A 17,991-nucleotide genomic window follows, 5' to 3' on the forward strand; every position below is an offset into this window, starting at 1 on the left:
CCGCGGCGTCGTCCCACTTCACCCGGGTCAGCAGGTCCTGCATCCCGTCCGGGCCGGCGTCCCCGGCGTGCTCGGCGATGGTCCAGCAGTTCTTCTGTGGCAGAGGCGCCAGCAAGCCGCGGACGAAGTCACGCATCCGCCGCCGGGGTTCCGGCCTGCGGAAACGTTGCCCGACAGTCAGCATCAGGTCGTCGAACAACACCCGCCACCGTCGGGCGTCTACCCTGTATCCGGCAGCCACCGCTGCGTCATGGTCAGTCCACACAACCGTCCATGATCGACGGTGGCTGCCCTCGTTCCCACACCGCACCGAGCCACAGCTCAGCCAAGGTCAACAACCCCGGCTGGAGTATTAGACCGGCTCACTGCCGACACCATAGATCGCGGCCACGACAGACAACCTGGCCGTGGACCCCTCTGCCCCCGACTGTCACCGGGCCGACCTCTTCGTCCCGAACGAACCATGGCGGCCGCTTCACCTGCACCCGCGAGCGCCCTGACCTACGGCAATGGTCCGCCAACGTCCATGCTCGTCCGGGGTTGCACCCGTCGATCGTCGCCCAGTTCGTCACCCGACCGCAAGATCGCCTCGGCCTCCGTATCCTGTTCGTTTGTCAGCAACAGAAACGAGATGTGGATGGGGCAACTGAGTGACTATGGAGTGCCAACGGTGCTCCGCGGCGCGGTCGAAGTTCAGGGCGACGTCTATGCTCTCTACCTTATCGAGCACCGCGACGTCGAATCGTGGTCGTTGGGCTTCATGGAATCCGGCGATCCCAACGAGCAGTCGACAGAGCATGGAATGGACACGTACTGCCTGGGGGCAGGATCGGACAGCCATAGCTACTGGTATGGCGGCATCGTTGAGTGCGAGATTAGCGCTTCGAAGCAACCGACCTTGCCCAAGATGCCACCCAGCGATACGAGCGAACTGCGGCTCGTACTTACGCAGCAGACCGCAGGGCAGCTCGGGCTGCCTACGCAGGTGACCTTCACCCTTTGCCTTACTCTGCGGCAGTTGCTCATGGTCAAGCGAGGTCTGACCAGGGTTCTCACCTCGGGTCGCCCCGGCGATACTCCTCGGCTGCTCTAAGGTATGAGGCGCGCCCTCTTCGCCAAAGGCAAGTAGCAATCCACCGGAACCGTCCTCGCAATCCCGAATGCCGCCGATCCGCCCTCCTGTGGAGCGGGTGCGAATGCCATCTACGTTCGCCTAAAAAGAAGATCGAATAGTGTCAGCCATGTACCAAGTACGTGGTGTCAGGCATGACTCCGGGCCGCACCCTGGGAGGTTTGTAGAGGATGCCGGACCTGATTCGCTACTCGGAATCCGACCTGCGCCGATTCTTTAGCGGGGTCGTGCCGCCTGGTGCTTCCGGGCTGCTCGACGTGGAACTGCCGCGGGATGTGGATGTCTTCTTCCACGCTTATCCGATCGAAGCGGTGAACGTCTCGGCGGCGCCCCCACGCCTGGCGGTCGGCTGGGCGTGGCACGGGGTGTGTGAGGTTCAGATCGACCTCGCCGATGGATCGGTATGGTCGGTCGTCCCGGTCGAGAACAGCGCTTCGGAAGTCACCTTCATGAACAGCGACATCGGTAAGTTCGTTGTCTTCCTCCGATACATGGCAGGGATGGCCGCCCTCGCAGAGACAGAAAGCGGACGGGCTTACCGTGAACGGGCCGAGGCGGTTAGGCGTGAGCTCGTCGCGCTCGATGAGCGGGCCACTAGAGAGGGTGCCTGGTGGTCCGCGGTTACCGAGGAAATGGTGGAAATGGGCTAGGGCTGGCTAAGAGGGTGTTTGAGAAGCGTATGAGGTGATGCTCCGACGGTTGGCGCGACTGCTCTGGCGGCGAGCGGGTTGCCTTCCCGCGGGCGGCTTCTAACCTGATCCGCCGATACACTCGATCATGCCGTTTGATCAGCAGCCCGTGCTCCGTGGAGATCTCGTTGGCGTCAGGCCCATGCGCTCGGCGGACTTTGATGAGCTCTATCAGGTTGCTCGGGATCCTCTCATCTGGGATCAGCATCCGGTCAAGGATCGGTGCCGGTACGAGGTCTTCACGCGGTTCTTCGCGGAGTCCCTGGCGTCTGGCGGCGCTCTGGCGGTCACGTCGGCTGCGGGCGACATCATCGGGTCGTCCCGATTCCACGGTTACGATCAGCGACGCAGCGAAGTCGAGATCGGGTGGACGTTCCTCGCCAGGTCGTACTGGGGCGGCCAGGCAAACGGCCAGCTCAAGACCCTCATGGTGGGACACGCGTTCCGCTTCGTCGAGCGGGTCGTGTTTCTCGTCGGCCCAAACAATCGGCGTTCCCAACGAGCACTTGAGAAAGTCGGCGCGGTTCGCGTAGGAAGCCGGCCTGACGCGGCAGGCCAGGACAGCGCCCTGTTCGAGATGCGGCGCCCAGCGGGCTCTACGACGTCCGGGTGAGTCTTGGGGACGCGCTGGTCAAGGTCGAGGTGGATCATCAGGCCCAGGTGAAGGTGCGGCGGGCTTGTCGACGTGCGGGGTGGCCGCGGCTGATGCGGCGTGTCATGCCGGCGATGGCGGCCCAGCGGATGAGGGCTTCGGATACGGCGGGGTGGCGTTCGTAGTCGCGGGCCAGCCGGCGGCAGGCGGTGAGCCATGCGAGGGTGCGTTCCACTACCCACCGGCGGGGGTGGACGGCGAAGCCACGCTGGTCGGCGGGTTTGCGGACGATCTCCAGCGTGGTGCGCAGCGTGTCGCGGGTCCAGTCGACGAGTCGTCCGGTGAAGCCCTGGTCGGCGAAGACGTGCCGGATCGGCGCGGCCATGTAGGCATTGAGCAGTGCAGGCTTGGCGCCGTCGCGGTCCTGCCAGCTCGCAGCAAGCACTGTCACGGTGACCAGCAGGGTCTGCTGCACCGATAGGTGACAGTTTCAGTCACGCGGCCTGACTGGCCGGTGGGGTCATGATGGTCTCGTACTCGATAGGGGTCAACCGGGACAGGGATCGTTGGCGTCGGCGGCGGTGGTAGGTCCGTTCGATCCAGGTCACGATCGCGGTCCTCAACTGCTGCCTTGTCGTCCAGGTTCGGCGGTCAAGGACGTTGTTCTGCAACAGGCCGAAGAGCGATTCCATGGCGGCGTTGTCGCCGGCGGCGCCGACTCTGCCCATCGACCCGATCCCCTGGTGCTGGTTGAGGGCACGGACGAATTTCCGGCTGCGAAACTGGGCGAGTTCAATCGGTCGTTGCAACACGGGGCTGTTGTAGTGAGCGTAGTTGCTCGGCGAAGACCTCGGCCGGGGTCTTCCAGCCAAGGATCTTGCGGGGCCGGTTGTTGACCGCGAGGGCGACGGCCTCGAGGTCCTCGTTGGACCACCTTGACAGGTCGGTGCCCTTCGGAAAGTACTGACGCAGTAGGCCGTTCGTGTTCTCGTTCGTCGGCCGCTGCCAGGGCGAGTGCGGATCGGCGAGGAACACCGTCGTGCCGGTATCGAGGGTGAACTGCGCATGACCGGAGAGTTCCTTCCCGCGGTCCCAGGTGAGGGTCTTGCGCAGCTGCGCGGGCAACTTCGTCATCGATGTCGTAAGCGCGGTGTTCATCGCGACGGCGCCGTAGCCGCCGAGCGAGGGACCGTTCTTCACCGGTGGTTTCTCGCCCCAGCCTTCCAGCCGCGGCAGATGCACGAGGAGCGTGGAGCGGCTGGTGCGCTCGACGAGCGTGCCGATCGCGCAGCGGCCTGTCCCGATGATCAGATCCCCTTCCCAGTGTCCGGGGACCGCGCGGTCCGCGGCTTCGGCGGGGCGCTCGCAGAGGACGACATCGGCAGTGACATGCCCTTGCGGCTTGTTCTGGGACCGCGCTCTGGGAATCCGCAGCGCCCGGCCGGTGCGCAGACACGCAACCAGCTCACGCTTGAGCGCTCCACGTCCCTGAATGAACAGTGACTGGTAGATCGCCTCGTGGCTGACGCGCATGGACTCATCATCGGGGAAGTCGACACGGAGCCGGTGCGAGATCTGCTCCGGGCTCCACGCCGTCGCCCAGCGGCGGTCCTGCCGATGCGGCTTGTTCAGCCCTTTCCACGCGGGCGGCTCAGGCCCGGTGAGGATCGTGCCGTCGGGTCGGCGGACGCCGCCGGCGAGGCGGTCCTGCACGTACTCGCGTAACCTGCCATTGCTCACGAGCTTCGCGGTCTTCGGGCGCTTCGCGGCCTGCTGCGCCTTCCACTGCCCCACCAGAGCCCGGTAGACCGGCTTACCGCCCCTGGTCGCCGCATTACGGCGCAGCTCGCGTGAGATCGTTCCCGGGTCGCGTCCGATCCTGCGGGCGATCTCGCGCACTCCGACCCCCTGAGCGCGCAACAGCGCGATCTCCTCGCGCTCGGCGAATGACAGGTAACGGCCCGTGGGCTCGTCCAGACTGATCGGCGGCATGCCGCCAGCGTGACGAAACCACCGGGACCCGACCGGCCATGACACACCCACAGCCTCCGCGGCCTCTACCGTCGTTACTCCCGACGCGATCCGCCGCCAAAAGTCCCGCTGCACCGCACGAGACGGCTCCGGCCGTCCCGGTGAACGCATCGACGGTCGCAATGCCCGATCCGACGCCCACTGGCGCCGCGCACCAGCCGGCACCTCAGGTATCTGCCTCTTGCCGCGCCCCATCGCAAACCTCCGTGATCAAGGTGTTGCGACGACCAGTTGAATCCACCCTGCGAACCGCGGTCGGTGTGCAGCACGCGGCCAGCCACGTCACCACGACGGGCTACGGCGTTGTGCAGGGCATTGACGGCCAGCCTCGACTTCATGCGTGAGTCGATGGAGTAGCCGACGATCCGGTTGGACCACACGTCCTTGATCGCACACAGATACAGCTTGCCCTCACCGGTGCGGTGTTCAGTGATGTCGGCCAGCCACAACCGATTCGGGCCGTCCGCGGTGAAGTCGCGGCGCACCAGATCGTCGTGCACCGGCGGACCGACCTTGCCGCCCTTGCCCCGACGCTTCTTCTTGCTGAACGCGCTCCACCAGCCCATGCCCGAGCAGATTTTCCAGGCGGTGCGCTCGACCATCGGCTGGCCGGCAGCGCGGGCCTCATCGGCCAGGAACCGATACCCGAACTCCGGGTCATCACGATGGGCGTCGAACAACGCGTCCGTCCGATACGCCTGCTCCAGTTCGGCGGCGGTGACACGGCGGGCAAGCCACCGGTAGTAAGGCTGACGAGCGATCTTCAATACCCGGCACGTCACCGCCACGGGGATCCCGTCAGCGGCCAGCTCGCTCACGAGCGGGTAGAGCCTTTTCCCGGCAGGTTCGCCTGCGACAGGTACGCAGCGGCCCGCCGCAGAACCTCGTTCTCCTGCTCCAGCAACTTGATCCGCTTGCGAGCCTCCCGCAACTCGACCGACTCACTGCCGGCCACCCCGGGCTCGGCGCCGGCGTCGCTATCGGCCTGGCGCAGCCACTTGAACAACGTCATCGGGTGGACCCCGAAGTCCTTCGCGATCTGCTCGACCGTCACGCCCGGATCACGGTCACGGGCCACCCGCACAACATCATCACGGAACTCACGAGGGTAAGGCTTGGGCACAACAACATCCTTCCAGCCCGCCACCAGGGCAAGCCATCTCAGATGTCACCTATCGGTGCAGCAGACCCGCAGGCCCAGGGTGTCGGTAATGATGAACCGCTTCCGACCGTTGACCTTCCTGCCGGCGTCGTAGCCGCGGCTGCCCCGGCCGACGGTGTCGGCACCCTTTACGCTCTGGGAGTCGATTATCCCCGCCGACGGTTCCGGCTGGCGGCCCTGCTGCACCCGCGCCTTGACCCGCAGCGTCGCCAGGAGTTTCTCCGTCACACCGGCTTCTTCCCACCGGGTGAAGTACCAGTACACCGTCTGCCACGGCGGCAGGTCAGCGGGCAGGTACCGCCACGGACACCCGGACCGCACGACGTACAAGATCGCGTTGACGATTTCCCGCCGCGGGTGCTTCTCCCGCCGGCCGTCCGTGTTCGGCTCCGGCAACAGCGCCTCGATCAGCGCCCACTGGGCATCGGTCAGATCGGAGGGGTAGCCACGACGCGCAGACACCGCGCCACCCTGCCCGTCCCGCCGACGGAAGTCATGCCGCCACGCCGTCCACAACAGACCTTCTCAAACACGCTCTGACTGGGCGTTTTGATCACTCGTAATATGTATTGCTGCTTTCGTGGGCCTGGTCGGCGAGGCGGCTGCACGGTCGAATGGTCACTACTGAGGCCAGGTTCACCTGATTGATGCCGATGCGGGATGCCCTGCTTTGATCCGCAGATCGTGTCTGGTTCTGAAAGTTCGGGAATCGCCGGACCCAACGGCGATCCACCGCCTAGTCCACAGTAGACATGCCGTATGGCCGAGCGACCCGCCTACCCCTGCGACCTGTCCGACGCCCGCTGGGCGCTGATCGCACCACGGCTGACCGCCTGGCGCCAGGCCCGCACCGACGCCGGGATCGGCGGACGTACCGCCACCCACGACCTGCGGGAGATCTTCAACGCCATCCTCTACGTCAACCGCACCGGCATCGCCTGGCGCTACCTGCCCCACGACTTCCCGCCCTGGCAGACCGTCTACGGCTACTTCACCGCCTGGACCAGCGACGGCCTCTTCGCCCAGCTCAACCACGACCTCACCGGGCTGGCACGCGCCAAGGCCGGACGCGCCACCCAGCCGTCGGCCGCCGTGATCGACACGCAGAGCGTGAAGACCTCCACCAACGCACCACTGGCCAGCCAGGGCATCGACGCCGGCAAGAAGATCGTCGGACGCAAACGCGGCATCGTCACCGACACTCTCGGCCTGCTGCTCGCGGTCATCGTCACCGCCGCCAGCGCCAGCGACAACACCATCGGCATCAACCTCCTCGACCAGGCCAAAGCCACCCACCCCGCCCTGACCAAGACCTGGGTCGACGCCGGCTTCAAGAACAGGGTGATCGAACACGGCGCCACCCTCGGCATCGATGTCGAGGTCGTCGCCAAAGACCCGCACATCAAAGGGTTCTCGGTGGTCAAACGCCGATGGGTCATCGAACGCACCCTCGGCTGGATCATGCCGCACCGGCGCCTGGCCCGTGACTACGAAGCCCTACCCGACAACTCCGCCAGCATGATCCGCATCGCCATGATCGACAACCTCACCAAACGCGTCACTAACGAAACCACCCCAACCTGGCGAGACGACTGAAGGCAGCATCACTCGCAAAATACGTGAATCAGACGCCCTCTAAGGGGTTGATCCACGTCAGGGCAGCCCGACGGCTGTTCGGGGAACGGTCGCTTAGCAGACGGAGGGCGTTTCGTGGTGCAGCGCGCCTGCGGCAGGTGGCGCGCTGGAGTTCGTCAAAAGGGTGGTTGGGCGGGCTCCGGTGGTCGGCCGTGGGCACGGCGCGCATCGGTCACGGCCACGGCGAGGAGCACCGCGGCGGCGACGGCCGTGGCGGCGAAAGGCGGCGCGGACATCAGTGCCGGGTAGGACAGCGTCAGCGCCGCGAGGGTGATCAGACGGGCGGGAGAGACCCGGCCGAAGACCTCGTACTCGAAGCGGGCGCGGCCGGCGATGAACAGGGCCGGGCCGAGCAGGATAGGCGCGATCCAGGTCGCCGGGGCGGGATCGAAGGGGTGTTCGATGGTGATCTCGTATCCGAGGGCCGTGGTCACCACCCCGATGATCATGACCAGGTGGGTGTCGGCGGCGGACCGGCCGATAGTCGACGGATTGTCCGAGTGGGCGATGGCGTCGGGGAGGATCCGCCCGGCGCGGTGGTAGTAGATGCGCCAGAGCAGCACTGAGGTGATCGCGGCGACGGCGAAGGCGAGGGTGTGGTCGCGGTCGAAGGGTCCGGTGCTGTAGGTCAGGCCGATCACCAGGATCGTCTCACCCAGGGCGATGAGAAAGAACTGCTGGTAACGCTCGGCGAGGTGTTCCGCGGCGATGTCCCACTCGGCGGTGGTGGCACGGCCCAGCCCAGGCACGGGCCAGCCCCACCGTCCGGCCGCGTACTCGATGCCGAGCGCGAGCGCCCACAGCGGTATTAGCGCCCGGCCGTCGAGGATCGCCCCGGTGATCCACAGCACGCCAGTGACGCTGTAGGTGGCGAGCATCCGCCACTTCAGCTGCCGGCGCTGCCGGTCGCACAGGGCGAACTGGAGCACCAGCGGCCGGGTGAGCTGACCGGCGACGTAGGCGAACGCGAAGGCTTCCGCGTATCCGGTGAACGCCCGCGGGACGGCCACACCCATCACCAAGCTGGAGCCGAGCGCTACGGTGACCACCGCCTGGATCGTGATGGATTCCGGGTCGTAGCGGCTGGTCGTCCACGCGATGCCCTGCCACAGCGCGTACAGGGCCAGCAGCAGGATGAGGGTCTTCCCGGCGCCGGGCAGCGCCCGAGACCAGGCGCTGCCACCGGGCTCGACCACCACGTCCTCGAACGCCCGAGCGACGATCCGCGTCAACGCGAAGACGAACACCAGATCGAAGAACAGCTCGAGGAACGTCACCCGAGCAGGGCGAGCCTGCGCCGGCTCCGGTCTGGCAACCGTACGTCTCCACATGACCAAGACCCTCCTCGACGCCGCGGGCCAGTCGTAACACGCCGACGGACAGCCAGACCGGTAAACCGACCGAGGAGTGCGGGAACAGCGGACGAGCCCGCCGTCGGCTGCTGTCGTGGGCACGTCGCCCGGGTTTCGATCGTCTCCTGCGCCGCCCAAACCCGGAGCAGCGCCGCGGCCACCGAGTGCCGGCCGGTCTGTCGCCTTATGTGCATAGCCCCGTCAGTGACTCTCGGGACCGTATAAGGCCAGAGCACGCGGGCGGTCTTCACGAGCGGTGATGGGTGAATGCGGGACAGGTGGGCACGCTGAGGCGCTCATTCCGCCCGCGAAGTCATCTCTACGGCACTTCGGCCCAGGCCCTCCCGAGTTCACCAGGAACCGCGACCTTAACCTCGGCGCTGGACCGTATCCGGACGAGGACGTGGGTGTTCAACCTGCCGGGCAACCCGCAGAAGTAGGAGCGGTGCCGCAGCTTCGGGGCCGCCAGGTCGATCGTGCCGATGCGGGTGTCCCACTCCCGATGCCGGTAACCGTTGCGGGAGTTGACCCGCTCTTCAGTGCGCTGCCCATAGGCGGCGCCGCGGATCGCCTCCGCCTCGACGGACATCAACGCCTGCGCAGAATGCGCACATCGCCTGCAACACGTCATCGATCTGCTCGCGCAGCAGGTCAACAGGGTTGACACTTTCGCATACGGCCATCGCATTCTCTGTCTTCCTGCTCTGCTCGACCGTTTTGAAGGATGGGCCTGACCCGGTTTGACGGACATCTGAGATCTTTGGGGGCTGTGAGCCCCCGGGAGGATGTTCATCATGGAAGGCATGGGAAAGAAGCCGCGCCGGCCTCGCAGGGCGTTCACGCCGGAGTTCAAGGCGGAGATCGTCGCGGTATGCCGGCGTGGAGACCGGACGGTCGGTCAGGTCGCGAAGGACTTTGACCTGACCGAGACCGCGGTGCGGGACTGGGTCAAGCAGGCTGGCCTCGACGTTGGGACGCGGTCGGACGGGCTGACCACCGCCGAGCGGGATGAGCTGGCGCAGTTGCGGCGGGAGAACCGCCGGCTGCGTGAGGACGTCGACATTCTCAAGCGGGCCACGGCTTTCTTCGCGAAGGAGACCCGGTGAACGTGTATCCGTTCATCGAGGCGGAGAGAGCGCAGCAGGGCAACGTGAAGCGTGCCTGTGAGCTGTTTGAGGTCTCCCGGTCCGCCTACTACCAGCACCATGCCGCCGGCCCGTCGACGCGGGTCCGTCAGGACGTCGAACTCACCGAGCAGATCATCGAGGTGCACGACGCCTCCGCTGGAACCTACGGCTCCCCGCGCGTGCACGCCGAACTGCGCGCCCAGGGCCGCCGGCACTCCCGCAAGCGGATCGCCCGGCTCATGCAAGCGGCCGGCCGGTGCGGTCGGGCACCGAAGCGGTGGCGGACGACGACCGTGCCCGACCCGGCGGCGCCCGCGCGTCCTGACCTGATCGCCAGGGACTTCACTACCGCAGCCGCGGCGGTGAACACCCGCTGGTGCGGAGATATCACCTACATCAACACGTGGGAGGGCTGGCTGTATCTGGCCACCGTTCGACCTGGCCTCCCGTCGGGTCGTCGGCTAGGCCACCGCCGATCATCTGCGCACCGACCTACCCGCTCAGGCTCTATCCCACGCCGTGACCAGCCGTCGCCCCGAGCAGCCGGTGATCTTTCATAGCGACCGCGGCTGTCAGGGCGGATTCAACGGGTCGTCGCAACACCTCGTCGGAAGGGTGAAGCGATGGCTTATGGGCCGAGGCAGAAGCGGGTTCGGGAGTATCGGGGTCAGATTCCCTCGCCGGGACGACCGACGGTGGCGTGGCGTCAGGACCGGGTCAGGTTTTGGGCTGCGATCAGTCGTGGTGTGATGACCGAGGACGCGGCCACGGCGGCGGGCGTGTCGTCACCGGTTGGGTTCCGGTGGTTCCGGCACGCTGGCGGCGTGAATCCTGCGCTGCCTGCGACGGTGTCGGGCCGGTATCTGTCGTTCGGCGAACGCGAAGACATCGCTTTGTCGAAGGCGCAAGGTATGGGCGTGCGCGAGATCGCACGCCGGCTCGGCCGAGACCCGTCGACTATCTCGCGGGAGTTGCGGCGCAACGCCTCGACCAGGACGTACCGGTTGGACTACAAGGCCACGACCGCGCAGTGGCACGCCGAGCGTCGAGCCCGCCGCCCGAAGACCGCAAAGTTGCTCGGGCATGGATTACCGGATGGAGTCCGGAGCAGATCTCCCGAAGACTCAGGGCCGAGTTTCCGGAGGATGAGTCGATGCGCATCAGCCACGAGGCGATCTACCAGGCGCTCTACGTCCAGAGCCGCGGCGCCCTCAAGCGCGAACTCGTCACCTGCTTGCGGATCGGTCGGGCGCTTCGCGTCCCCCGGGCGCGCGCGAAACAACGCGCATGGGCGCACGTCACCAGCGACACGCTGATCAGCGAACGTCCCGCCGAAGTCGCGGACCGCGCCGTTCCCGGGCACTGGGAAGGAGATCTGATCATCGGGTTGCAGCGTTCCGCTATCGGGACGCTGGTCGAGCGGACGACCAGGTTCACGATGCTGATCCACCTACCCCGCGAGGACGGCTGGGGTGTGATCCCGCGGACGAAGAACGGCCCAGCTCTCGCCGGGTATGGAGCGATCACGATGAGCAAAGCCCTCGCCGAGACGATCACGACACTGCCCGAGCAGCTCCGCAGATCGCTGACATGGGACCGCGGCAAGGAGCTGTCTGCGCATGCACGATTTACGGTCGAGACCGGAGTCCCGGTGTTCTTCGCCGACCCCCACAGCCCTTGGCAACGCGGCACCAACGGGCTGCTGCGGCAGTACTTCCCGAAAGGCACCGACCTGTCCAGATGGAGCGCCGAAGAGATCAACGCTGTCGCCCACGCGCTCAACAGCAGACCCCGGAAAACCCTCGGCTGGAAGACCCCAGCCGAAGCCCTCAACGAACACCTACGATCGCTCCAACAACCCAGTGTTGCGACGACCGGTTGAATCCGCCCAGTACACCAGCGCCCAGTACGCCCGACTGGCCAACCAGCACCGGATCCAGTTGTCGGTCGGACGTAGGGGGCAATGCTGGGACAACGCCGTAGCCGAGTCGTTCTTCTCCACCATCAAGGCCGAACTGCTCGACCGGCGGGCCTGGCCCACCCGCGCCGCCGCCCACAAGGCGATATTCACCTGGATCGAGGGCTGGTACAACACCCGACGTCGCCACTCCACCCTCGGCTACCTCAGTCCCGCCGCCTACGAAGCCACCGCCCATGAACGGGCGACCAGCAAGGTAGCTTGAAACCTCATCGACCCTGTCCGTCGAATCGGGTCAACCCCACACCGACGAGTCGGTCGGCCGCAAGCTCGGCCGTTTCGCGCGCACCGTGCGCCGCATCGTGGCCGAGCTGACCGATCGGATCGAGGTGACCAGCCGTCTCCAGGCGGGCGCCGAGGCTGGCTGTAGCGGACTAGTGCCGCGTCAGGCAACGTTCGCCCTGTCGACGACCTCCTGTAGGCGTTGGTCGTCGGTGTGGCGGTTTCGCCAGACGATGTAGCGGCGGATCATGCTGCCCTGTTCCTTGTGGGTGGTGTGGTCGGTGCCGTCGAGGGTGAAGTAGCGCAGGGCGGTGAACTGGGCCTCGATGCGGTTGAGCCAGGAGCTGTTTGTCGGCGTGTAGGCGATTTCGACGTTGTTCGCGGTGGCCCAGCCGCCGACGCGCTGGCACTTCCTCGTGGTCAGGTGCGGGGAGAAGTTGTCACAGACGATCGCGATGCGGACCTGGGCCGGGTAGAGGGTGCGCAGGTAGCGGCAGAACTCCAGGAACTGGGTGCGCTTCTTGCTCGGCTTGATGTGGCCGTAGAGCTCGTCCCGGGTCAGGTCCAGGGCTGCGAACAGGTGGCGCACGCCGCCGTAGCGGTTGTAGGTGGCCCGCCGCCTGTGGCGCGGTTCCCGGTCGGGGTCCTTGTGCTTGCCCCCGCGTTCGGCCCACTGACGGCCGGGGTGCGGCATCAGGTTGAGCGGCCCGAACTCGTCCATGCAGAAGACCACTTCGGGCTCGCCGTTCTCGGGTATGACCTCGCCGTCGGCGATCGCGTAGAGGTGCTCGACCCGGGCCTTCTTGGCCGCGTAGTCCGGATCGCGGGAGGTCTTCCAGGTCTTCAGTCGTTGAAAGGAGACGCCTTCCTCGCGGAGCAGGATGCGCAGGCCCTCGTGGCTGATGTCGTCGACCACCCCCTCGGCAACCAGGAAGTCCGCCAGCTTGGTCAGGCTCCAGGTGGAGAACGGCAGGTCGTGCTCGGTCGGCTTCGACTTCGCGATCTTCTTGATTTCGCGCCGCTCGGGCAGCGTGAAGGTCTTCGGCCGGCCGCCCTTGTACTTCGGGTACAGCGAGTCGAAGCCGTCCGTGTTGAAGTTGTGGATCACATCCCTCACCCGGTCCGCGCTGGTGAACGACACCTCCGCGATCTTCGCCACCGGCATGCCCTGCACGGACAGCAGGACCATCTGGGCCCGCCGCCATGTCACCACTGACCCGGTGCCTCTGCGGATGATCCGCAGCAGACGCTGCCCCTCGTCATCGTCGATCTGTCGAACCTGAACTCTTTCGGCCATGCCGACCAGTTTCAGTGAACGCTCCGATCGGGATCCGGTTCCCGATCGGAGCGTCGCGGGCTGAGAGATCAGCCGAGGTGCCGGGCGAAGAACCTCAGCGTGCTCTCCAGCTCGAATGCCGGCATCTCGCCGTGCTTGCCGGGGTTGGCGTGCAACGTTTTTTCGGCCGAGGCCAAGGCGTCGAACAGCGCCAGGCTCTGAACCCGCGGCACCCGCTCATCGTCCCACTGCACCAAGAACTCTACTGGGACGGTGATCCGCGCGGCGGCCTCGGCCGACGCCAGCACCCCGCCCAAGCCCAGTACCGCCGCGCGGACCCGCGGTTCGGCAGCGACGAACGGAACACCGAGTCCGCATCCCAGCGAGACCCCCCAGTAGCCCACCGGGCCGGCGCCAACGTGCTCGAGTTGCTGAACCGCGTCCAGGACCGCCCGCCATTCCGGCACGGTCTGGCGGGCCACGAGCGCCTGGAAGCCGGCGATCAGCGGGGCCAACTCTTCACCGGCTTCCACACGAGCCTGGTTCTCAGTCGCGATCCGGTCGTACTCCTCAACCCTCGGCCGGTCGCCATGGGCGGGAACGTCGACCGCCACGACCGCGAAACCGCATTTGGTCACGAAGCGGCGTGCACGAGCCAGGACGTCAGGGGCCTTCTTGTGCTGACCGCCACCGTGTCCCATCAAGACGAGCGGACGAGTGGTGACGGCACCTTCCGGCGTCCACAACACGCCAGGAATCTCGCCGAGGGTGAAGAGCTGTTCGCGGACGCCGTCGAACGACGTCTCAGAGATGAAGCGCATAGCGGTTCATGCCTTTCGGGATGCCTCTGCGGGCGCTCCCTAGGCCATGCGAGGGAGGGAGGCCCGACCTGTCAAAGCGTTAATCGGTCTCACCTCCTCCGTTCGCAGCGGTGCACGGCGGCAGGAACGTATCACGAAGGACTCCACCCTGACCCGGGTGGGATGCCGACAGGGCGAACGTTGCCTGACGCGGCACTAGCTAGACCAGCTCCAGCGCCGCCGCGTCAGTCGGGGCCCGCGGGCCCCGACTGGGCCGCCCTTCCGCTCAGTCGGCCCCGGAGATCAGCGCCAGGCCGGTCTGCGGATCCACCCGTTTCGCCAGCTCCGGCGCCACTTCTGAGATGATGACCTCCAGCGTCGGCCAGACCTGGCCGCGCAGCAGATGCCCGCCGACCGTGCTTCCGTCGGACCGTCCCAGCACCGTGTGCACGTGCAGGGCTGGTTCGCCGTTCTGCTCGGCGACGTCGCCGAGCAGGGACAGCACCTCGACCTGCTCGGTGACGGGGATCCGGCGGTAGTCGCCGGCGTTCCGGTCGAACCAGCCGACCTCGGCGTCGGCGAAGGCGCCCACGGCGGACACCCGGGCGGCGAGCAGCCGCTGCTCGCGCAGGGCCGCCAGAATGGCGGCGACCGCTTCCTCTCCCTTGTCGCAGATCACCACCAGGACCCGCCCGGTCTGGTGGCGCACCTCCCGCACCCTCATTGTCATCTCCCATCGACGTTGACGTTCCAGGACGTCGAAGCGGTGGTTTCCGTCGGCCGACACCCGCCCGTTCGCGGCCCTCGGCGGCACACACCGCCGTGGCGCAGCGAGCACTAACCACGGCGGTTCCCGTTTCGGGCGGCGCGGTCCGACGCTGCCTGTCGCCGCGGCGGTGTCGAGAGTCACCAGGGGTCGGGGCGGTGGCCGGCGGTGCCCCGGGGGTGGCCGCCGGCCCGCTGCATCAACGTTCGCAGCGGGGATCGTTTGCTAGACCCGGACGATGGGGGTGTCGACGAGGTGCTCGGCGATGAACCACGTCTGGAGTTCGTTGGTGCGGATCACGTTGGACACCAGCATGTCGTTGCTTCCGTCGTCGCCCTCTGCCACCCGCGCCGCGGCGTCGTGCGCGTCGTTGAGGATCAGCTCGTGCGCCTCCAGCAGGCGCGATAGCATCGCCGGCACTTCCTCGGCACCGTCGGGTGGGCGCGGCACCCTGGTCAGTTCAGCGACGTGACGCGGATCCCCCACCGCGATCCCGCCGAGCGTCTGAATACGCTCAGCAACCATGTCGACCAGTTCCAGCTGTTCGTCCGCGTGCTTGTCGAGCAGCAGATGAAGCTGGTAGAAAGTCGGACCGCGCATGAGCCAGTGGTGCTTCTTGTAGAGCGAGTGCAGAATCCGGGTATCGGCGAGGACCCTGTTCAACCGCTCACACGAGTACATCCGCGCGTCATGAGAAAGGCCGATCGGTAGCTGCCGCACGGTTCCGAACGCCTGGATCTCGCGGCCGTGCTGGTGCAACAGCGGCTGGCTGTCCGACTGGACCTTCTGCTGCGACACGCTGTCTCCTCCGCGTCTTTCCCACTGTGGGCCTCGCCTGTCGCCGCCAGCCGCGCCGGGCAGCCGGAGCAGGCAGGAGGTTCCAACACGAAGCGTAGGCGGCTGAGAACCCGGGGATGGTCGCAATCCGGCAGCGACCCGAGGTCCGCCCCGGCAGCTCGTACCCCCCGTTCCGGTCAAGCACCCGCCTTCGCTGGCCTACGCTGCGTGATAGAGGGAGTACGGGGGGTCAGATGGCGCAGACGCAGCGGGTGGCCGTACTCGGGCTCGGCGGCATGGGACGGCCGATGGCGGCGAACATCCTTCGGGCCGGCCTGCCCACGGTGGTCTGGAACCGCCGCCCGGACCCGGCCCGTCAGCTCGGCGAGCAGGGTGCGGAGGTTGCGGATACTCCGGCGGACGCGGTACGTCGGGCGGACGTGGTGATCACCATGGTGACCGACGCGGACGCAGTCCTCTCCATCGCCGACGATCAGGGAATGCTGGCCGTCATGGCGGACGGCGCGATCTGGGCCCAGATGAGCACCATCGGGATCACCGCCACCGAACGCATCGCCGGGCTGGTGAGTGAGCGACGCCCCGATGTCGTGCTGGTGGACGCGCCGGTGGCGGGCAGCCGGGGCCCGGCGGAGAAGGGGCAACTGGTCATCCTCGCCTCCGGTCCGGAACAGGCCCGGGACCGGATCGCCCCGGTGTTCGACGCGATCGGGAAGCAAACCGTCTGGGTCGGACCGGCCGGGGCCGGCTCCCGGATCAAGCTGGTCAACAACCTCATGCTGGCCTTCATCGCCGAAGGGCTCGCCGAGTCGGTCGCGTTCGGTGACGCCCTCGGGCTGGACCGCTCGGCGGTGATGGGCGCGTTGCAGGGCAGTCCACTGGTCTCGCCCTGGGCCGCCGAGAAACTACAGCGGATCGGCCGGGACGACTACTCGGCTCAGTACCCGCTCTCCCTCGCCACCAAGGACGTCAACCTGGCCCTGCGTGAAGTCGACGTCGACCGGTTCCCCGTGGCCAACAGCCTGGCCGCGGAGTGGCAACGGGCGGTGGAACACGGGCTCGGCGACGAGGACCTCACCGTGATCACCCGCGCCCTGCAGCACTGAGCAGAGACCATGGCGAATATTCTGATCACCGGAGCTGGTAGCGGACTCGGCCGGGGCGCTGCGCTCGGTTTGGCACAGGCGGGGCATCACGTCATCGCCAGCGCCGAGATCTGGTCCCAGGTCCGTGACCTGCGGTCCGAGGCGCAGCGACAAGGTGTGCACCTCGACGCGGCAAAGCTCGACGTGACCGATGAGATCGATCGCAAGCATGCCTTCGGCTACGATCAAAGCGGGGGGAACTCAGAGTTCGACCAGCCGCCTGCTCGACGTGCGGGTTCCGATGACCAAGCCAGCGTTGGTGCCTGAGACCGCTCGTTCCGACCGGCCCTGCTACCGGTTGTGCCGGGCGTCTTGCAGTACCCGAACGCCTACCGCGCCGGCGAGCCCGACTTCCTCGTAGCGGCCACCGGCCAGCTGTGGACCAACGCCCGACGCGCCGCCATGAATCACGTCTTGGCGGCCATCGCCGCAACCACCTGGGGCCAGTATCTGGTCTTGCGCGGCAGCGTCACCATTGCGGCCTGGGTCGGCGACGCCGCCGCGAGCCGGGCGACCTCGACTTCGTCGTCACCCCGCACACCATCACCAGCGACAGCACCGACGCCCGCACGCTGCTCGATGACATCAAGACCGCCATCCGAACCGCAACGGGCGCCGGCCTGCAACCAGACCGGATCACCGAGTCCGCCATCTGGACGTACGAACGCGCTGACGGACGCCGCCTGCTCATCCCGTTCAGCACCCCGGAGGCATCGGACGGCCACGTACAGATCGACATCGTCTTCGGCGAACGACTTCCTCTCCCGCCAGAGGTGCTGATCCTGCCCGACGTCGACGAGTCGTTACTGGCCGCGCCCGCCTCGCTGGCGCTGGCGTGGAAGCCGCTGCGGCTGGCCACCGACATGTACCCGCAAGGCAAGGACCTCTACGACGCGGTCCTGCTCGCCGAACACACCGCCGTTGACCAAGCCCTCGTCCGCCAACTCATGCGACCGGAACTCGGCGCCGAAGCCGATACCTTCACGGCCGAGACCGTGCTGTCCTGGGAGGTCGACTGGTCCAACTTCACCGACGAGTACTCCGGAATTACGGGCACCGCCGAGCAGTGGACCAGGCGGCTGGCACTGGCCCTCGATCACGCCTGGACCTGACCAAGCCAGAACAGGTCGGCAGGACCGGCACCCGCTCCATCCGGCTGTCGTGACAGTTGGTAACGCGCGATAGGTGGCATGAGAGTTAACGGTTCCCGGCAGAGTCTATCGATCGACACGATCCTGCCCTCATCGCTGCGTCAGAGCAGAGTGACCGCGTCGCGGCGGCGATGTAGC

At 66.8% G+C, this 17,991-nt stretch carries 18 protein-coding genes and 6 pseudogenes; 11 read left to right on the plus strand and 13 right to left on the minus strand.

All coding sequences use genetic code 11. The annotated features are described in order from the left end of the window. Nucleotides 1-184, minus strand: a pseudogene (locus ABZU69_RS31790) (IS701 family transposase); the annotation flags it as partial. A 453-nt stretch (nucleotides 185-637) separates the two neighbouring features. Between ABZU69_RS31790 and ABZU69_RS31795 the strand changes: the two are divergent. The 3 genes from ABZU69_RS31795 (at nucleotide 638) to ABZU69_RS31805 (ending at nucleotide 2,434) form a co-directional block, all read left to right on the plus strand. Next, nucleotides 638-1,093 carry a hypothetical protein gene (locus tag ABZU69_RS31795; RefSeq protein WP_354967996.1) on the plus strand — a complete coding sequence of 152 codons (456 nt, stop codon included), beginning with the start codon at nucleotides 638-640 and terminating at the stop codon, nucleotides 1,091-1,093. Between the two features lie 209 nt (nucleotides 1,094-1,302). Next, a complete protein-coding gene (locus ABZU69_RS31800; protein WP_354967997.1) occupies nucleotides 1,303-1,782 on the plus strand; it encodes an SUKH-4 family immunity protein in 480 nt (159 codons plus the stop codon). A 127-nt stretch (nucleotides 1,783-1,909) separates the two neighbouring features. After that, nucleotides 1,910-2,434: a GNAT family N-acetyltransferase gene (locus ABZU69_RS31805; protein ID WP_354967998.1), complete on the plus strand. Its 525-nt coding sequence runs from the start codon at nucleotides 1,910-1,912 to the stop codon at nucleotides 2,432-2,434. Between the two features lie 37 nt (nucleotides 2,435-2,471). On the opposite strand, the gene ABZU69_RS31810 is transcribed toward ABZU69_RS31805, so the two are convergent. The 6 genes and pseudogenes from ABZU69_RS31810 to ABZU69_RS31835 all read right to left on the minus strand — a co-directional run. Beyond that, entirely contained in the window at nucleotides 2,472-2,888 is a 417-nt protein-coding gene (locus ABZU69_RS31810) for a transposase (RefSeq protein WP_354967999.1), read from the minus strand. Nucleotides 2,889-2,907: 19 nt separating this feature from the next. Beyond that, nucleotides 2,908-3,201: pseudogene (locus ABZU69_RS31815) on the minus strand (integrase core domain-containing protein); the annotation flags it as partial. A 4-nt stretch (nucleotides 3,202-3,205) separates the two neighbouring features. Beyond that, nucleotides 3,206-4,405 carry an IS30 family transposase gene (locus tag ABZU69_RS31820; RefSeq protein WP_354968000.1) on the minus strand — a complete coding sequence of 400 codons (1,200 nt, stop codon included), beginning with the start codon at nucleotides 4,403-4,405 and terminating at the stop codon, nucleotides 3,206-3,208. Between the two features lie 74 nt (nucleotides 4,406-4,479). Next, a complete protein-coding gene (locus ABZU69_RS31825; RefSeq protein ID WP_354968001.1) occupies nucleotides 4,480-5,262 on the minus strand; it encodes a DDE-type integrase/transposase/recombinase in 783 nt (260 codons plus the stop codon). Further along, complete coding sequence (locus ABZU69_RS31830) at nucleotides 5,259-5,591, minus strand: transposase (RefSeq protein WP_354968002.1); 333 nt, start codon at nucleotides 5,589-5,591, stop codon at nucleotides 5,259-5,261. The genes ABZU69_RS31825 and ABZU69_RS31830 overlap by 4 nt, the downstream gene beginning before the upstream one ends. Nucleotides 5,592-5,636: 45 nt before the next feature. Beyond that, nucleotides 5,637-6,068: pseudogene (locus ABZU69_RS31835) on the minus strand (IS5 family transposase); the annotation flags it as partial. 297 nt (nucleotides 6,069-6,365) lie between these two features. Between ABZU69_RS31835 and ABZU69_RS31840 the strand changes: the two are divergent. Continuing rightward, a complete protein-coding gene (locus ABZU69_RS31840) occupies nucleotides 6,366-7,202 on the plus strand; it encodes an IS5 family transposase (protein ID WP_354968003.1) in 837 nt (278 codons plus the stop codon). Between the two features lie 155 nt (nucleotides 7,203-7,357). On the opposite strand, the gene ABZU69_RS31845 is transcribed toward ABZU69_RS31840, so the two are convergent. Further along, a complete protein-coding gene (locus ABZU69_RS31845; protein WP_354968004.1) occupies nucleotides 7,358-8,518 on the minus strand; it encodes a low temperature requirement protein A in 1,161 nt (386 codons plus the stop codon). A gap of 508 nt (nucleotides 8,519-9,026) precedes the next feature. Further along, a pseudogene (locus ABZU69_RS31850) lies at nucleotides 9,027-9,276 on the minus strand (transposase); the annotation flags it as partial. A gap of 120 nt (nucleotides 9,277-9,396) precedes the next feature. Between ABZU69_RS31850 and ABZU69_RS31855 the strand changes: the two are divergent. The 4 genes and pseudogenes from ABZU69_RS31855 to ABZU69_RS31870 form a co-directional block, all read left to right on the plus strand. Continuing rightward, the gene (locus ABZU69_RS31855; protein ID WP_354968005.1) at nucleotides 9,397-9,699 is read left to right on the plus strand and encodes a transposase; all 303 of its coding nucleotides are present in this window, start codon (nucleotides 9,397-9,399) and stop codon (nucleotides 9,697-9,699) included. Continuing rightward, entirely contained in the window at nucleotides 9,696-10,280 is a 585-nt protein-coding gene (locus tag ABZU69_RS31860; RefSeq protein WP_354968006.1) for an IS3 family transposase, read from the plus strand. The genes ABZU69_RS31855 and ABZU69_RS31860 overlap by 4 nt, the downstream gene beginning before the upstream one ends. Nucleotides 10,281-10,343: 63 nt before the next feature. Further along, nucleotides 10,344-11,602 (plus strand): annotated as a pseudogene (locus ABZU69_RS31865) (IS30 family transposase). Between the two features lie 34 nt (nucleotides 11,603-11,636). Further along, nucleotides 11,637-11,903 (plus strand): annotated as a pseudogene (locus ABZU69_RS31870) (integrase core domain-containing protein); the annotation flags it as partial. Between the two features lie 180 nt (nucleotides 11,904-12,083). On the opposite strand, the gene ABZU69_RS31875 reads toward ABZU69_RS31870, so the two are convergent. The 4 genes from ABZU69_RS31875 to ABZU69_RS31890 form a co-directional block, all read right to left on the minus strand. Next, nucleotides 12,084-13,217: an IS630 family transposase gene (locus ABZU69_RS31875; RefSeq protein WP_354968007.1), complete on the minus strand. Its 1,134-nt coding sequence runs from the start codon at nucleotides 13,215-13,217 to the stop codon at nucleotides 12,084-12,086. A 68-nt stretch (nucleotides 13,218-13,285) separates the two neighbouring features. Next, complete coding sequence (locus tag ABZU69_RS31880) at nucleotides 13,286-14,017, minus strand: alpha/beta hydrolase (RefSeq protein WP_354968008.1); 732 nt, start codon at nucleotides 14,015-14,017, stop codon at nucleotides 13,286-13,288. A gap of 265 nt (nucleotides 14,018-14,282) precedes the next feature. After that, the gene (locus ABZU69_RS31885) at nucleotides 14,283-14,720 is read right to left on the minus strand and encodes a PPC domain-containing DNA-binding protein (RefSeq protein WP_354968009.1); all 438 of its coding nucleotides are present in this window, start codon (nucleotides 14,718-14,720) and stop codon (nucleotides 14,283-14,285) included. A gap of 267 nt (nucleotides 14,721-14,987) precedes the next feature. After that, a complete protein-coding gene (locus tag ABZU69_RS31890; RefSeq protein WP_354968010.1) occupies nucleotides 14,988-15,560 on the minus strand; it encodes a DNA starvation/stationary phase protection protein in 573 nt (190 codons plus the stop codon). A gap of 116 nt (nucleotides 15,561-15,676) precedes the next feature. On the opposite strand from ABZU69_RS31890, the gene ABZU69_RS31895 reads away from it, so the two are divergent. From ABZU69_RS31895 to ABZU69_RS31905, 3 genes are all read left to right on the plus strand, one after another. Further along, nucleotides 15,677-16,663: an NAD(P)-dependent oxidoreductase gene (locus ABZU69_RS31895; RefSeq protein ID WP_354968011.1), complete on the plus strand. Its 987-nt coding sequence runs from the start codon at nucleotides 15,677-15,679 to the stop codon at nucleotides 16,661-16,663. A gap of 9 nt (nucleotides 16,664-16,672) precedes the next feature. Then, the gene (locus ABZU69_RS31900; RefSeq protein WP_354968012.1) at nucleotides 16,673-16,969 is read left to right on the plus strand and encodes an SDR family NAD(P)-dependent oxidoreductase; all 297 of its coding nucleotides are present in this window, start codon (nucleotides 16,673-16,675) and stop codon (nucleotides 16,967-16,969) included. Between the two features lie 110 nt (nucleotides 16,970-17,079). After that, nucleotides 17,080-17,814, plus strand: coding sequence for a nucleotidyl transferase AbiEii/AbiGii toxin family protein (locus ABZU69_RS31905; protein ID WP_354968013.1), 735 nt, complete (start codon nucleotides 17,080-17,082; stop codon nucleotides 17,812-17,814). The last annotated feature ends 177 nt before the right edge of the window (nucleotides 17,815-17,991 follow it).

Source organism: Micromonospora sp. NPDC005206 (genome assembly GCF_040608175.1).
Taxonomy (GTDB): Bacteria; Actinomycetota; Actinomycetes; order Mycobacteriales; family Micromonosporaceae; genus Micromonospora.

Excerpts from the sequence above, each read along its gene's own strand:
- ABZU69_RS31795 (WP_354967996.1), top strand. The coding sequence starts at position 638 with ATGGGGCAACTGAGTGACTATGGAGTGCCAACGGTGCTCCGCGGCGCG.
- ABZU69_RS31800 (WP_354967997.1), top strand. The coding sequence starts at position 1,303 with ATGCCGGACCTGATTCGCTACTCGGAATCCGACCTGCGCCGATTCTTT.
- ABZU69_RS31805 (WP_354967998.1), top strand. The coding sequence starts at position 1,910 with ATGCCGTTTGATCAGCAGCCCGTGCTCCGTGGAGATCTCGTTGGCGTC.
- ABZU69_RS31820 (WP_354968000.1), bottom strand. The coding sequence starts at position 4,405 with ATGCCGCCGATCAGTCTGGACGAGCCCACGGGCCGTTACCTGTCATTC.
- ABZU69_RS31840 (WP_354968003.1), top strand. The coding sequence starts at position 6,366 with ATGGCCGAGCGACCCGCCTACCCCTGCGACCTGTCCGACGCCCGCTGG.
- ABZU69_RS31855 (WP_354968005.1), top strand. The coding sequence starts at position 9,397 with ATGGGAAAGAAGCCGCGCCGGCCTCGCAGGGCGTTCACGCCGGAGTTC.
- ABZU69_RS31875 (WP_354968007.1), bottom strand. The coding sequence starts at position 13,217 with ATGGCCGAAAGAGTTCAGGTTCGACAGATCGACGATGACGAGGGGCAG.
- ABZU69_RS31880 (WP_354968008.1), bottom strand. The coding sequence starts at position 14,017 with ATGCGCTTCATCTCTGAGACGTCGTTCGACGGCGTCCGCGAACAGCTC.
- ABZU69_RS31885 (WP_354968009.1), bottom strand. The coding sequence starts at position 14,720 with ATGAGGGTGCGGGAGGTGCGCCACCAGACCGGGCGGGTCCTGGTGGTG.
- ABZU69_RS31895 (WP_354968011.1), top strand. The coding sequence starts at position 15,677 with ATGGTCGCAATCCGGCAGCGACCCGAGGTCCGCCCCGGCAGCTCGTAC.
- ABZU69_RS31900 (WP_354968012.1), top strand. The coding sequence starts at position 16,673 with ATGGCGAATATTCTGATCACCGGAGCTGGTAGCGGACTCGGCCGGGGC.